The organism is Pseudarthrobacter sp. SL88 (assembly GCF_026672455.1).
Taxonomy (GTDB): domain Bacteria; phylum Actinomycetota; class Actinomycetes; order Actinomycetales; family Micrococcaceae; genus Arthrobacter.
This window is the reverse complement of sequence record NZ_JAPPRD010000001.1, coordinates 2,807,963-2,821,088: the sequence shown is the minus strand read 5'-3', so window position 1 is coordinate 2,821,088 and position 13,126 is coordinate 2,807,963. Positions and strand designations below refer to the sequence as shown.

Below are 13,126 nucleotides of genomic sequence, written 5' to 3'. Positions count from 1 at the left end.
GCCGCGAGGCAAACCCGGCTAGTTGGAACGCGACGCCAGGTGTTCCGCCACGTATTCGGCGTCGGGGCCCACGCCGGGCAGGGTCGCCGAGATGTGCTTGGTCAGCCAGGGGAGGCCGACGGCGTACAGGCCCGGGTGCTCCGTCACGCCCCGCAGGTGGCGGGGGTAGTTCCACTCATCCAGGAGGGCAAGGGACGGATCCAGCATGCTGAAATCCAACCCATAGCCGGTGCACCAGACCACTGACGTGATGCCCTCCGCCGCCAGGTCCAGCCGGGCGCCGGACTCAGACGGCAGCCAATCATCCGGATCCGGGATTTCGGCTGGCGGGGCGTCGATGCCGGCAGCTTTGATGTACGCGTCTGACAGGCGGCCCAGCCGCTGGCCGAACCCGGCCTCCACCAGCGTGAGGCGCTCGGCGAGATCGTCCGTGAAGACGGGACCGCCGTCGTGCATTCCCTCGAAGCGGCCGTGCAGGCGGACGCCCCTGCGGCCCAGGGAGCGCAGGCGGATGCTGCGGCCGCCGCCGTTGCCGGACAGCAGCGGATTGCACATGAACCGGCCCGCGGGGGACGGGAGCTGGTCCACCTGCAGGGCGTTGATGCCGTACTCCGGCCCGTGCACGTTCACCTGCATAATCCAGTGGAAGACGTCCTTGCCGCGGTACCGCCTGGGCGCCTCCGGGCAGGACGAGACGGACAGGTGCACCGTGCGGCCGGCGTCCAGCAGGTCCTCGGTGATCTGCCCGCCCGACTGCCCGGTCCCCACCACCAGCACCGCACCGTCCGGCAGCTGGGCGGGATTGCGGTAGTCGTGGCTGTGCAGCTGCAGCACGTCCGCGGAGATTCCGACGGCGGCTGGCGGGATCCGCGGCCGCTGGAACGCGCCGCTGGCCAGGACCACGTTGCGGGCAGCCCACGCGCCACGGTCTGTTTCCACCGTGAACCCGCCATCCGCGGGGGAGATCCGGGTGACAGCGGTATCCAGCTCCACCGGCGCCGCGATGTCCTCCGCGTAGCCCCGGAACCAGCCGATGGTGGCGTCCCGCGGCTGGAACCCGTCTGGCTCGGACCCGGAATAGGCCTTGCCGGGCAGGTCAAGGGAGAAGCTGGGGGTGTTCAGGTAGAAGGAATCCCACCGGTCCTGCCATGCCCCGCCCAGCGCCGGCCGCCGCTCCAGCAGCCGGTGCTCCACCCCGTGCTGGCTGAGCCAGTAACTGGTGGCCAGGCCGGCCTGCCCGGCACCCACTATGACTGTGTTGGTTTCCTGCCGGGAGGCTGCGGGGGAGGACATGGCTACTTCGCGGCTGCCCGCGGGGTGCCTGATCGTGGCGCCCTGGCCTTCGGCTCCTTCGGCTCCTTCGGCTCCTTCGGCTCCTTCGGCTCCTTGGGCGGCAGCGTGGCGATGTAGCCCAGGGCTTTTTCGGCCCAGGCCCTGGCGCGGGTGTCGTCGCCGTCGCCCTCTTCGTTCCAGACCTCCGGCAGGCCGGTGTACCCGCCCATCGGCCGTTCCGCGGGGCCAAACGGTACGGTCCGCTCGGAGGATTCCAGGATGGCCCGGTCCGCGTCGGAGAGTTTCACGCCGATGGTGGACCCGAACAGGCCCGCGAACATGTTGCCGTTGATGAACGCCCCCAGGTTGCCGAACATCGGCTTCACCACCACATCGGGATGGTCCGGCACCACACGCCGAAACCGTTCCTTGTCCTGCTCGGACGCCTTGGGCATGTCCATGGATGTCATCTCCCGGGAGCTACGTGTGAAGGCAGGATATGCCCGTTCCCGGAACGGGTCGAGAGGCTGGTCCGGCTGAAGGCGCCGGCTGGAGGATGACGTCCGGCCGGGGGGTGGCTCGGACGGGCCGCAATTTCCTGTACAGTTAGTCATGTTGTTGTGTTTATGCAGTTGGTAGTTCAGGCAGTACGCGCGGTCGAAAGTCCGTGTTCTTCTGAAGTAGCGGTTTTTGAACACCCCACGCCGGAGGGCCCGAAAGTCGGGACGTTCCCTCCACCTTCACGAAGGACAAAAATAATGGCTACTGGCACCGTCAAATGGTTTAACGCTGAAAAGGGCTTCGGCTTCATCTCCCCGGACGACTCCTCACAGGACGTTTTCGCGCACTACTCCGCGATCAACTCCAACGGCTTCCGCTCCCTCGAAGAGAACCAGAAGGTTTCCTTCGACACCGAGCAGGGCCCCAAGGGTCCCCAGGCCACCAACATCCAGGCTCTCTAATTTCCTAGAGTTCCGGGACCGTTAGGTTTCTCAAAGCAGGGCTTGCCTTCGGGCAGGCCCTGCTTTTGCTTAACCCGGGTGTGCCACGTCAGCGTCAGCCCGGGTGCCGCTCCGCCAGGAAAGCCGCCAGCGCAGGGTTGTCGATTTCCCTAGCCAGCCAGGGGGCGGCCTCCGCAGCGGCTGCGTCCCCGAGCACGGCACGGTGGGACTGGCCGCGGACCACGAATTCCCGCATCCCGCTGCGGCTGGCCAGCTCGCCAAGCCGGTCCACGAAGCCGGCGGCGCGAGGTGACCGGATGGCAATGGCGACTTCCGCGGCCGTGTCCAGCAGCCTTGCCGAATACCAGAGGTACCAGGGTTTTGGCTCCAGGCCGCGGTCGATCCAGTGTTCAGCAGCTGCGAGGTCGCCGTGCTTTGCGAACAGCCGTGCCTCGGCTCCGGCAGCCAGCGCCATGTAGCAGTGGTCTCCAGCCAGTTCCGCCATCACCCAGGACCGGTCGATGAACGCTGCCGCTTGTTCCAGCTCTCCGGCAGCAAGGTACGTTTCGCCGCGGACCCCCGTGACGAACGGCTCGAACGCCGTCCAGTGCTCCTCCGCGATCCAGGCCAGTGCCTGGTCCAGGACAGCCCCCGCAAGGTCCAGTTCGCCGCGGAGCAGGTGGACCCGTCCCAGGAGGGCGGCACTGAACGCCTGCTGCCGTCGGTTGCCGAGCGCTTCGGCGAGTTTCCCGGACTCCGTGAGGGCCGCTGCGGCTGCCCCGTAACGGGCAGTGTCTGAGGCCAGCATCCCCTGGATGGCCAGGATCCGCGCCTGTTCCTCGGGAAAGCCGTCCGCCGCCTGCATCGCCTTCTCCAGCCACCCGGCGGCCCGGTCCGGCACACCCCGCTGAACGGACAGGTAGCCCAGCTCGCGGTAGGCCGCAGCGGCGGTCCGGGAGGCGCCGTCGGGCCCCTCCGCCTGAAGGGCCCGGTGCAGGAGGTCCGCCACCTCGGCGCCGCGGCCGCCCGCCTGGTGGATCAGCGCACCGGACAGCGTCACCAGCGACTCGGCCACCAAATGGCTGTTGCCCGTATGCTGCGCCAGGCTGACCGCAAGCCTCAGCTGCTCCAGCCCCCGGTCCACGGATCCGGCCCACAGCGATGCCCCGCCCGCATCCAGGTAGGACCGCACGGTTGCCGCAGTGGCCGGGGTGCCGGGATCGGGCTCCGGATCCGCGTCGAACAGCGCACGGCGGACCTCCGCCGGCAGCGGCAGTCCGAGCTCCTGCCGGTACAGGTCGCCGCAGTGGACGGCGTGCGCACGGGCCTTGCGGTACTCGCCAGCGGCAATGAGCGCCTTCACCAGGACGGCGTTGCAGTCTGCATGGAAGGGATCCCGCTCCAGGGCCAGGGTTGCCAGTTCGGCAGCCTCGCCCGCGGCGCCCGATGCCAGCGCCGCCAGGGCAGCCTCGTACAGCAGCGACTGGACCACGTTGTCCAGGCGGTAGCGCTGGTCCGCCAGCCAGGAATCGAACACCGGGGAATCCGTGAAGGCCAAGCCCTCCAGCAACTGCCCGGTGAAGCGGCGCGGGTCGGTGCCCGGACCGGTGGCCGGGTCCATCGCGTCCAGCGCATCGCAGCGCCACGGCGGCAGCAGGTCCATCCGCAGGGGATCGCCCGCCACGGTGACGCCGTCAAGGGCCCGCCGGAGCTCCGACAGGTTCCAGCGCAACGCGCCCAGCGGGTCCGCCGCATCCGGAAACAGCAGGGCAGCAGTGCGGGACCGGCCGGTGCCATCAGCCTGCAGCGCAAGGTATGCCAGCAACGCCCACGCCTTGCGGCCCCGGGGTTGCGGGGGAGTGGTGCCCGGGGACTCGATCGTGGGCGGACCGAGGAGCCGAATCCAGTTCTCGGCCATAGGGCTCATGGTACGCCGCGGGATTGGCGGCGTCAGCGGCCGTCACACGGTTGCTCACACGCCAGCCGAACACACTGAAATCGCCCCATCCGCACACTCACCAGAAAGCACCAACCATGGAACTGCTCGGCCTCCTGCTTTTCGTTCTTTGGGTCCTCATCGCAACCATCTGCACCATCCTTTCTGACGGCCGTGGACACACCCCTGACATCCGCTCGGGATCGCCATGGTCGGCGGGAAACCTCCCCAGCGAGCCCTACGCATCCTTCCGGATGTAGGCGACGCTCACGTCATTAGGGCTCACTGACAGGACGTACGACGGCGGGGCCCGGCTTGGTTGCCGGGCCCCGCCGTCGCTGGTCCGGAGTCAGGGAACGCGGAGTTGAATGGGCGATGCGCTCATCGGCCCGCCGCACTGCTCCGAACCGCCCACCCGTGTCCACGCCAGGTCGACGTTCTGCGAGGCCAACACCGTTCCGTCTGCCGTCAGGGCACTGACCGTGGCGTTCCGGGGAGTGTGCATGGCCACGTTGACCTCCCAAACCGCATTGTCGGTTTTTGTGGCGAAGTACGGCGCAGAGGTGACAGGGGTGGGTGGCTCCGTGTCGGGCGAAAACGTGGGCTCGATGGTGCGCGCCGGGGCCGGGGCGCCCAATTCCGGTGCAAGCCGGGAGCACGTGCGTTCGTCGCACAGCCGAACCTCGCCGACGCCGGCAACGTTCCCCTCAAGGGCCACGGTGACGGTATTGCTGTAGCCAATGGCGGAGCATGAATACGTCATGCAGCCGGCCAGGGGGAGTGCCCCCGCCATGGCGGCAGCGAGTGTCCCCAGGATCCCCCAACCCGTTTTCATGGGTCTCAGCGTAGCCCCATGGCCTCGCGGACCTCATCGAGGATGTGGTGCATGGCGCGCTCAGCGGTAGCGGTATCGCCGCCCGCCACGGCAGCTGCCACATCCTCATGCGCCTGCAGTGCCTCGTTGCGGGGCTTGAACGGCATGAGCCCCTGCTGGGTGCGGCTGGTCAGGACCTCCGCCACCATGCCTTCGAGTGCCCGGAACATTTCGTTGCCGCAGCTGCGCAGCAGGAGCTGGTGGAATTCGATGTCCGCCGCCAGGAAATTCTGCAGGTCGCCGGCCTCACCCAGGCGCCGGAGGTCGCCGGCAAGGGCCAGTAGTTGGGCGCGTTCGTCGGCACTGGCCCGCCGCGCTGCCCCGGCGGCGGCTATGGGCTCGACGGCGATGCGCAGCTCCGTCAGGCTGCTGTACTGGACCTCGCGGCGGTCCGAGGCGAGTCGCCACCGGACCAGTTTGGGGTCGAAGACATTCCAGTACTGACGCTCCTGCACCACGATCCCCACCCGGCGCCGCGAGTACACCAGGTTCATGGACTCGAGCACCTTCATGGTGTCCCGGGCAACGGTCCGCGAAATCCTGTACTCCTGCTGCAGCCCTTCCAGGGTGAGCCGGCTGCCCGGCGGAAGCTTGGCGGACGCTATGGCTATGCCCACCGCCTCGAGGACGCGCTCATGCATTGCTACAGACGCGCCGCCGTCGTGCGCGTCATCCGTCTCTTCAACTGTCGCCGTTGACATTCCTGCCGCCTCTCTCCGCGCCGCAGCGCACCTCCAGAGTACCGGTGAAACGCGCAAAGGTATGACTTGTGACACTGAAAGATAGTATTTATAGCTCTGAAAGGTGATACCTTATGGCGTAGCCCACGCCAACTGGGCACCGCAGGGAGCTTCTTCGAAAGCCAACGACGTCTTCTCCGGAGGTACAAACATGCAGTATCCACCCACGCACCTCGTGGTGATGGGCGTTGCCGGGTCCGGCAAATCCACCCTCGCCGCAGCCCTCTCCCGCACGCTGGGATGGGCCTGCGCCGAGGCGGACGAGTTCCACCCGGCCGCCAACATCGCCAAGATGAGCCAGGGCATTCCCCTCCAGGACGACGACCGCTGGCCCTGGCTTGGCGAGATCCGGGACTGGATGACCGGCAAGTCCCGGGACGGCCTGAGCACCGTCCTCACCTGCTCCGCCCTGAAGCAGAGCTACCGCCGGCTCCTGTCCGAAGCCGGGGGCCGCGTGGTCTTCCTGCACCTCGACGGCGGAGCAGACCTGATCGGCCAGCGCATGCAGGGCCGCGAAGGCCACTTCATGCCGCCGACCTTGCTGCCCAGCCAGCTGGCCACGCTGGAGCCACTGAGCCAGGAAGAGCTCGACGCCGGCAGCCTCCGCCTCGACATCTCGCGCTCACCGGAGGAACTCGTCGCCGACGTCGTCCAAGCTCTTGGCCTCGACGCGGACCAGGCGCCCCGCGCTTCCTAAGCACCCCCGAATCCCCAACCAGAAGTACTGTTTCAAAGGAGAACCATGACCATCGAAGGATGGACCCAGACGCTGGGAGCAGGCCCCCTGCTGCTCATCGCCGCAGCCGCGATCCTCGTCCTGCTGTTCCTGATCATCAAGCTGCGCGTGCACGCCCTGATCGCCCTGATCCTCGTCAGCCTGGCCACGGCGTTCGCCACCGGCATCCCCGCCAACAAGGTGGTGCCGGTCCTCATTGACGGGTTTGGCACCACGCTGGGTACGGTAGCGCTTCTGGTGGGTCTCGGCGCCATGCTGGGACGCATCGTCGAAACCAGCGGCGGCGCCAAGGTCCTGGCCGACTACTTGATCGGCATCTTCGGCGAAAAGCGCGCCCCCTTCGCGCTGGGCCTCGCCTCCCTGATCTTCGGCTTCCCCATCTTCTTCGACGCCGGCCTCGTGGTCATGCTGCCTGTGGTCTTCGCTGTGGCCCACCGCCTGGGCGGCGGCGTACTCCGCTACGGCCTGCCTGCCGCCGGTGCGTTCTCCGTGATGCACATCTTCCTGCCGCCGCACCCGGGCCCGGTTTCCGCTGCCGCGTTCTTCGAAGCCAACATCGGACTGGTGACCATCGCCGGCCTGATCGTCGCCATCCCCACCTGGTACGTCACCACCTACCTCTACGGCCTGTACACCGGCAAGAAGCTGGTCCTGCCGGTGCCGGAAATCCTGGGCCACGCCTCCGCTGAAGCAGAGTCCCACCCGCCGCGCTTCCGCACCATTATCGGCCTGCTGCTCCTGCCGCTGGTCCTGATCTTCGTCAACACCGGCCTGAACACCCTGGCCTCCTCCGGCGTACTGGCCGAGGGCACCAAGGACCAGCAGTGGTTCCAGGTCCTGCGCACCCTCGGTGAAACCCCGGTGGCCCTGTTGATCGCCGTGCTCGTGGCCCTGTTCGTCCTCGGCGCCCGCCGCGGCAAGGACGCCGGTGCACTGGAGAAGCTGCTGGAGTCCTCGCTCGGGCCCGTTCTGCTCCGTCATCCTGATCACCGGTGCCGGCGGTATGTTCGGCGGCGTGCTGCGCACCTCCGGCATTGGCAAGGCCCTGGCCGATGTCCTGGGCGGCTTGGGCATCCCGCTCATCCTGGCCGGCTTCCTGATCTCCGCCATCCTCCGCATCGCGCAGGGTTCCGCCACCGTGGCACTCACCACCACGGCGGGCCTGATTGCTCCGGCCGTGGCCGCCGGCGGGCTGAACGGCATGCAGGTGGCCGCCATGGTCATTGCCGTGGCCGCCGGTTCAGTGGTGGTCTCGCACGTGAACGACTCCGGCTTCTGGCTGGTGGGCCGTTTCTTCGGCATGGACGTCAAAACCACGCTGAAGACCTGGACCGTGATGGAAACCCTGATCGGTGTCATGGGCTTCGCCATCGCCGCGGCCATCTTCCTGGTGGCCGGGCTGGCGGGCTAGCGTACGCCCAACTTCCGCGGCGGCTGGGCGGCTGGTGGGAACACCGGCCGCCCCGCCGTCGTTGTTCCTCCTATGTGCGCTTGTTCGATCCACAAAGGACAGGGCGCTGCCGCTTCGAGCAAAGGACACCCCTTGACCCAACGCACCATTGTGATCACCGGCGCCAGCGACGGCATCGGCGCAGCAGCCGCCCGGACCCTGGCCAAGGGCGGCGACCGGGTGGTGGTCGTGGGGCGTTCCGCCGAGAAGACCCGGGCGCTGGCCAAGGAGATCGACGCCGACTACTTCGTTACCGACTTCGCCGACCTCGCACAGGTCCGCACCCTCGCGGCGCAGCTGAAGTCCGACTACCCGCGCATCGACGTCCTGGCCAACAACGCCGGCGGCATCATGGGCAAGCGCACCCTGACCGTGGACGGCAACGAAGCCACGTTCCAGATCAACCACCTGGCACCGTTCCTGCTCACCACACTGCTGCTGGACACCCTGTCGGCCAGCAACGCCAAGGTCATCAATACCTCCAGCGCCGCCAACGGCTTCGGCAAGCTGGACCTCTTCGACCTCACCTCCGAGCACAGCTACTCCGTCAACCGCGCTTACGGCACCGGCAAGCTCGCCAACATCCTCTTCACGTCCGAGCTGCACCGCCGCTTCCACGAGCGCGGAATTACGACGGCGGCCTTCCACCCGGGCGTGGTCCGCACCAACTTCGCGGCGGAGTCGGCAAGTCCGATGCGGCACGCGTACAAGACCATCCTGAACCGGTTCATGCTCACCCCGGACCAGGGCGCCGACACCATGCTGTGGCTCATCAACGGCACCGCCGGCACCGACTGGATCTCCGGCGCCTACTACGCCAAGCGTGCGCTGGCCAAGGCCAACAAGCAGGCCTACGACGCCGTGCTGGCCCGCGAACTGTGGGACAAGAGCGAAGAGCTGGTCAAGCCCGCCTAAACACCGTTTCGGTGGCGCTCAACCCTGCCGCGCCAGCGCCTCGCCGATCACCTTGGCACCTTGGGGATACGCCGCCGGGTTCGGGCCGGAATAGTTGAGCCGGACGAACGGGCCAGCGGGCTCCGCCGGGAACCAATCCGTTCCGGCGGCGATGATGACGCCGTTGTCCTCGCAGTCGCGCGTGAGCCGGGGCAGGTCCGTGCCGTCGGGCATCCGCAGCCAGAGGTTCAGCCCGCCCTTGGGCAGCAGCTCGATGTGGGCGTCCGGCACGTGCTGGCGGATGCTGGTCACCAGCAGGTCCCGGCGGGACTGCAGCTGCTGGCGCAGGTTCCGCAGGTGGGTCTGCCAGCCCGGCTGGGTCACCACATCCAGCGCCGCGGCCTGCAGCAGCCCGCTGACGTACATCGACTCCGCCGCCCGGTGCGCCAAGATCCGCTCCCGGGCCGGACCCCGCGCAACAACCGCGGCAATCCGCACCGACGTGGACACGCTCTTGGTCAGCGACCGGATGTAGATGACATGCCCGGAATCGTCCTGCGTCGCCAGCGGCACCGGTGTTGAGGTGATGCCGAAGTCATGGGCCCAGTCGTCCTCGATGACGAACGCCCCGTGTGCGCGCACCACCTCCAGGACTTCGCCGCCCCGCGGGGGTGCCCACTGTGCACCGCTGGGGTTAGCGTAGTTGGGCTGAGCGTAGAACGCCCGCGCCCCGGTCTCCTCGAATGCCCTGGCCAGTCCCACCGGGTCCGGCCCGTCCGGTCCGCTGGGTACCGGCACCACCCGCACGCCCGTCTGGGCGGCAGCCAGGATGGCACCCCAATACGTGGGCGACTCCATCAGCAGCGGCTGCCCGGCCCCCACCAGCGCCCGGAAGATCGAGCTCAGACCGCTCTGGCTTCCCGGCAGCACGATCACGTCGCTCGGCGTTGGGGGAGTGATGCCCACCGGCGTCGCCGCCCCGAGCTCATGGGCAAACCACTGCTGCAGCTCCGGCATCCCGGCGGCCGGCGGGCGGGACAACGCGGCGTCACCGCGGGCTGCCCGGGCCAGCGCAGCACGCACCAGGCGTTCCGGCAGCAGTTCACGGTCCGGGTAGCCCGAGTGGAACCAGATGGCGTCGTTGGGAGCCGTGCGCATGGTGGACGACGACGGCAGCGCGGCCGACGGCGAGCCCAGCGCCGCGGTCTGCCAGCCGTAGTCCGCGGGTCGCGCCGTCCGGACTGCCCGCACGAAGGTTCCCACGCCGGGACGGCTTTCGATCAGCCCCTGCGCCGTCAACGCCTGCAGCGCCTTCTGCACCGTCACCGGGCTGGCCTGGTACTCCGCTACCAGCGAGCGCGTGGACGGCAGTTTCGCGCCTGGCGCGGCGGCGGTGATCCACGTCCTGAGTGCCAGGACGATGCGCGAACTGCTATCGTTGTTCATGAGAGAACATAGTAGCGCTACTGTCCTGCCGGAGCCAGTGATACTGCCCGTCCGGCACAACGGGACCGCCGCGAGCAGGACGTCCACCGGCATCTGGTGGGGACTCCTTGGCGTCGCGGCCTTCTCCTTCACGGTCCCGTTAACCCGGATGGCGGTGGCGGGCCTGTCCCCGCTGTTCATCGGATCCGGCCGTGCAGTCGTCGCCGGAGTCCTCGCAGCCGCAGCCCTGGCACTCACGCGGCAGAGGCTTCCGCAGCCACGCACCTGGGCGAGGCTGGCGCTGGTGGCCGGGGGCGTCGTCGTCGGCTTCCCGTTGCTGACGTCCTACGCGCTCACCGCCGTTCCGGCCGGGCACGGTGCCGTGGTGATCGCCCTCCTCCCGGCCGCCACGGCTACGGCCGCCATCCTGCGGACCCGGGAGCGTCCCCGGGCAGCCTTCTGGGCAGTCATGGCGCTCGGGTCGCTGGCCGCCCTCGCCTTCGCGTTCCTGCAATCGGGCGGGATCGGCCACCTGCACTGGGCGGACCTCCTGCTGCTCGGCGCCGTGGTGTGCGCCGCCGTGGGGTATGCCGAGGGTGGCCTGCTGGCCCGCGAACTGGGCTCCTGGCAGACCATCGCCTGGGCGCTGGTCCTCGCATTCCCGCCCATGCTGGCACTCGCCGTGTTCGACCTCGCCCGCCAGCCGCCGTCGGCCACGCCCGCCCAGTGGGCAGCGTTCGCTTACCTTGCGGTGGTCAGCATGTTCCTCGGCTTCTTCGCCTGGTACCGCGGCCTGGCCATCGGCCCCATGGCGCAGGTCAGCCAGATCCAGCTCCTCCAGCCCGTGCTGAGCATCTGCTGGGCGGCGCTCCTGCTGGGCGAAGCCATTACCTGGACCACCGTGATCGGCGGCCTGGCCGTCATCCTCTGCGCCGGCGCCGCCGTCCGCGTCCGGCTCAAGCCCAAAGCCTGACCTGCCTCCTACAACCCGAAAGGACATCCCCATGTACATTCCCGCCCACTTCGCCGCCGGCCCCGACGCCGTCCGGCACCTGCTCGCCACCCCCGGAGCGGGCAACCTCATCACCATGACCGACGGCGGGCTGCTGGCTACGCTGCTGCCCTTTGTCTACGAGCCGAACGTGGGTGAGCACGGTGCCCTGCACGCGCACGTCGCCCGGAACAACCCGCAGGCCTCCGCGGCTGTTGCCGGTGAGGCGCTGGCGATCATCCAGGGCCCCGACGCCTACATTTCGCCGTCCTGGTACGCGTCCAAAGCCGAGCACGGGCGGGTGGTGCCCACCTGGAACTACAGCACCGCGCACGTGTACGGCCAGCTGGTTGTCCATGACGACGCCGGCTGGCTGGCACGGCACGTCCGCCGCCTGACGGACCGGCACGAGGGGGAACGTGAGCATCCGTGGAGCGTCGGGGACGCCCCTGAAAAGTTCATCGCCGGGCAGCTGCGCGCCATCGTGGGCATCGAGCTGCTGATCACCCGGATCGAGGCGAAGGAGAAACTGAGCCAGAACCGGTCTGCCGCCGACGCCGCCGGTGTGGTGGCCGGGCTGCGGTCCAGCGGGCAGGAAGCCAGCGCGGCCGCCGTCGAACGCGTCCTGGCCCAGCGAACTCCGGAAAGCTAGGCGGCCCGCTCCAGCAGGACCATCACTTCGTAGTGCGTGGTCTGCGGGAACATGTCCAGGACCCGGGCCCGCAGTGCCGTGAACGAGGGGAGGGCGGCCAGGTCGCGGGCCAGGGACTGGGCATTGCAGCTGGAGTAGACCACGTGCCGGACGTCGGAGGATTCCAGCCAGCCGCACAGCTCCTTGCCGATGCCCCGGCGCGGCGGGTTTACGATGACCAGCTCCGGCGCTTGCGGGGCGGCAAGAGCGAAGGCGGTGGCGTCCCCGGCCTCGAACTCCATGCCCTGCAGCCCTGCTTCGTCGCTGCTGAGCCGGGCCGAGACGATGGCCTCGCTGCTGGTTTCGATGCCGGTCACCGTGCGGGACGGATCGGCCACGTGCAGGGCGAACCCGCCCACGCCGCAGTACAGGTCCCACACTGACGCCGGCGCCAGGTCGCTGACCCATTCGCGCCCCTGCCGGTACAGCGCGGCGGCCATCGCGCTGTTGGTCTGGAAGAAGCTCTGCGGGCGCAGGTGCAGGTTGATGTCGTTCACCCGCATGTTCAGCGTGGACTGCTCCGTCAGCAGGATCTCCCGGTCGCCCTCCAGTACCGCCTTGTGCTCGGGGTGCAAGTTGATGGACACCACCTTCACCTGGGGCAGGGCGTCCAGCAGCTCCGGAAGGTGCTTCCGGATGCGCGGCACCAGCTGCTCTGAACGGAGGACCAGGCGCAGCATGATCTCGCCGTCCGGGGACTCGGTGACGATCAGGTGCTTGAGTTCGCCGCTCCGGTTGGGCACGTCATAGGGCGTCAGGCGGTTGCTGCGGATGAAGGCGGCCACCACGGGAAAGACTGCGCGGAGCCGAGGGGAGCAGACGCCGCATTTGCGCAGGTCGATGCCGTGGCCGTCGGCGTCCAGGATGCCGATGGTGGGGTTCTGGGCCGTCCCGCTGACCACCATTTTGGCCTTGTTGCGGAACGCTGATTCCTGGCTGGCCACGGGCTCCAGCCACTCCAGCGAGGCGTGGCCGGAGAGGAGCGTCTGGCAGTGGGCCTGCTTGCCGGCCAGCTGTTCGCCGTAGGGCGTGCCCATGAGGGTGCAGGAGCGGCAGCGGGCGGCATCAAAGTAGGAACAGCGCATGGCCCTCCAATTTTACCTGCTGCCTTTGGGGGCGCCCGACGCCGGTACCTGGGGGGTGCCGCCGTTGCCGGCACCCTCGTAATAGCGTGCA

At 68.5% G+C, this 13,126-nt stretch carries 13 protein-coding genes and 1 pseudogene; 7 read left to right on the top strand and 7 right to left on the bottom strand.

The window, feature by feature from the left end:
* Window positions 1–18: 18 nt before the first annotated feature.
* Both OVA06_RS12760 and OVA06_RS12755 read right to left on the bottom strand, forming a co-directional pair.
* Entirely contained in the window at window positions 19–1,293 is a 1,275-nt protein-coding gene (locus tag OVA06_RS12760; RefSeq protein WP_268158707.1) for a flavin-containing monooxygenase, read from the bottom strand.
* A 2-nt stretch (window positions 1,294–1,295) separates the two neighbouring features.
* Window positions 1,296–1,733, bottom strand: coding sequence for a TfoX/Sxy family protein (locus OVA06_RS12755; protein WP_268160785.1), 438 nt, complete (start codon window positions 1,731–1,733; stop codon window positions 1,296–1,298).
* 297 nt (window positions 1,734–2,030) lie between these two features.
* Here OVA06_RS12755 and OVA06_RS12750 point away from each other — a divergent pair, with 297 nt between their 5' ends.
* A complete protein-coding gene (locus tag OVA06_RS12750; protein ID WP_009372930.1) occupies window positions 2,031–2,234 on the top strand; it encodes a cold-shock protein in 204 nt (67 codons plus the stop codon).
* A gap of 94 nt (window positions 2,235–2,328) precedes the next feature.
* On the opposite strand, the gene OVA06_RS12745 is transcribed toward OVA06_RS12750, so the two are convergent.
* On the bottom strand, window positions 2,329–4,131 hold the full coding sequence (locus OVA06_RS12745; RefSeq protein ID WP_268158704.1) for an SARP family transcriptional regulator: 1,803 nt from the start codon (window positions 4,129–4,131) through the stop codon (window positions 2,329–2,331).
* A gap of 116 nt (window positions 4,132–4,247) precedes the next feature.
* On the opposite strand from OVA06_RS12745, the gene OVA06_RS12740 reads away from it, so the two are divergent.
* Window positions 4,248–4,409, top strand: a complete 162-nt coding sequence (locus OVA06_RS12740) for a hypothetical protein (RefSeq protein ID WP_268158702.1) — start codon at window positions 4,248–4,250, stop codon at window positions 4,407–4,409.
* 89 nt (window positions 4,410–4,498) lie between these two features.
* Here OVA06_RS12740 and OVA06_RS12735 read toward each other — a convergent pair whose 3' ends face one another.
* Window positions 4,499–4,984: a hypothetical protein gene (locus OVA06_RS12735; RefSeq protein ID WP_268158700.1), complete on the bottom strand. Its 486-nt coding sequence runs from the start codon at window positions 4,982–4,984 to the stop codon at window positions 4,499–4,501.
* A 5-nt stretch (window positions 4,985–4,989) separates the two neighbouring features.
* Complete coding sequence (locus tag OVA06_RS12730) at window positions 4,990–5,724, bottom strand: FadR/GntR family transcriptional regulator (protein WP_268158698.1); 735 nt, start codon at window positions 5,722–5,724, stop codon at window positions 4,990–4,992.
* Between the two features lie 190 nt (window positions 5,725–5,914).
* Here OVA06_RS12730 and OVA06_RS12725 point away from each other — a divergent pair, with 190 nt between their 5' ends.
* From OVA06_RS12725 to OVA06_RS12715, 3 genes and pseudogenes are all read left to right on the top strand, one after another.
* Window positions 5,915–6,460: a gluconokinase gene (locus tag OVA06_RS12725; RefSeq protein WP_056082184.1), complete on the top strand. Its 546-nt coding sequence runs from the start codon at window positions 5,915–5,917 to the stop codon at window positions 6,458–6,460.
* 45 nt (window positions 6,461–6,505) lie between these two features.
* A pseudogene (locus OVA06_RS12720) lies at window positions 6,506–7,910 on the top strand (GntP family permease).
* 132 nt (window positions 7,911–8,042) lie between these two features.
* Entirely contained in the window at window positions 8,043–8,864 is an 822-nt protein-coding gene (locus OVA06_RS12715; RefSeq protein WP_056082178.1) for an SDR family NAD(P)-dependent oxidoreductase, read from the top strand.
* Window positions 8,865–8,882: 18 nt separating this feature from the next.
* Here the strand turns inward: OVA06_RS12715 and OVA06_RS12710 are convergent, their stop codons facing one another.
* Window positions 8,883–10,289 carry an aminotransferase-like domain-containing protein gene (locus OVA06_RS12710; RefSeq protein WP_056082175.1) on the bottom strand — a complete coding sequence of 469 codons (1,407 nt, stop codon included), beginning with the start codon at window positions 10,287–10,289 and terminating at the stop codon, window positions 8,883–8,885.
* Here OVA06_RS12710 and OVA06_RS12705 point away from each other — a divergent pair.
* Both OVA06_RS12705 and OVA06_RS12700 read left to right on the top strand, forming a co-directional pair.
* Window positions 10,288–11,241 (top strand): DMT family transporter, encoded by a 954-nt coding sequence (locus OVA06_RS12705; protein ID WP_268158695.1) that lies wholly within the window; start codon window positions 10,288–10,290, stop codon window positions 11,239–11,241. The two genes, OVA06_RS12710 and OVA06_RS12705, sit on opposite strands and share 2 nt — an antisense overlap.
* 31 nt (window positions 11,242–11,272) lie before the next feature.
* On the top strand, window positions 11,273–11,911 hold the full coding sequence (locus tag OVA06_RS12700) for an FMN-binding negative transcriptional regulator (protein WP_056082169.1): 639 nt from the start codon (window positions 11,273–11,275) through the stop codon (window positions 11,909–11,911).
* Here the strand turns inward: OVA06_RS12700 and rlmC are convergent.
* A complete protein-coding gene (gene rlmC, locus OVA06_RS12695; protein ID WP_268158693.1) occupies window positions 11,908–13,035 on the bottom strand; it encodes a 23S rRNA (uracil(747)-C(5))-methyltransferase RlmC in 1,128 nt (375 codons plus the stop codon). The two genes, OVA06_RS12700 and rlmC, sit on opposite strands and share 4 nt — an antisense overlap.
* Window positions 13,036–13,126 lie beyond the last annotated feature (91 nt).

Bases quoted from the DNA above. Each gene is read 5' to 3' on its own strand.
- OVA06_RS12760 (WP_268158707.1), bottom strand. From the start codon at position 1,293: ATGTCCTCCCCCGCAGCCTCCCGGCAGGAAACCAACACAGTCATAGTG.
- OVA06_RS12755 (WP_268160785.1), bottom strand. From the start codon at position 1,733: ATGGACATGCCCAAGGCGTCCGAGCAGGACAAGGAACGGTTTCGGCGT.
- OVA06_RS12750 (WP_009372930.1), top strand. From the start codon at position 2,031: ATGGCTACTGGCACCGTCAAATGGTTTAACGCTGAAAAGGGCTTCGGC.
- OVA06_RS12745 (WP_268158704.1), bottom strand. From the start codon at position 4,131: ATGGCCGAGAACTGGATTCGGCTCCTCGGTCCGCCCACGATCGAGTCC.
- OVA06_RS12740 (WP_268158702.1), top strand. From the start codon at position 4,248: ATGGAACTGCTCGGCCTCCTGCTTTTCGTTCTTTGGGTCCTCATCGCA.
- OVA06_RS12735 (WP_268158700.1), bottom strand. From the start codon at position 4,984: ATGAAAACGGGTTGGGGGATCCTGGGGACACTCGCTGCCGCCATGGCG.
- OVA06_RS12730 (WP_268158698.1), bottom strand. From the start codon at position 5,724: ATGTCAACGGCGACAGTTGAAGAGACGGATGACGCGCACGACGGCGGC.
- OVA06_RS12725 (WP_056082184.1), top strand. From the start codon at position 5,915: ATGCAGTATCCACCCACGCACCTCGTGGTGATGGGCGTTGCCGGGTCC.
- OVA06_RS12705 (WP_268158695.1), top strand. From the start codon at position 10,288: ATGAGAGAACATAGTAGCGCTACTGTCCTGCCGGAGCCAGTGATACTG.
- OVA06_RS12710 (WP_056082175.1), bottom strand. From the start codon at position 10,289: ATGAACAACGATAGCAGTTCGCGCATCGTCCTGGCACTCAGGACGTGG.
- OVA06_RS12700 (WP_056082169.1), top strand. From the start codon at position 11,273: ATGTACATTCCCGCCCACTTCGCCGCCGGCCCCGACGCCGTCCGGCAC.
- rlmC (WP_268158693.1), bottom strand. From the start codon at position 13,035: ATGCGCTGTTCCTACTTTGATGCCGCCCGCTGCCGCTCCTGCACCCTC.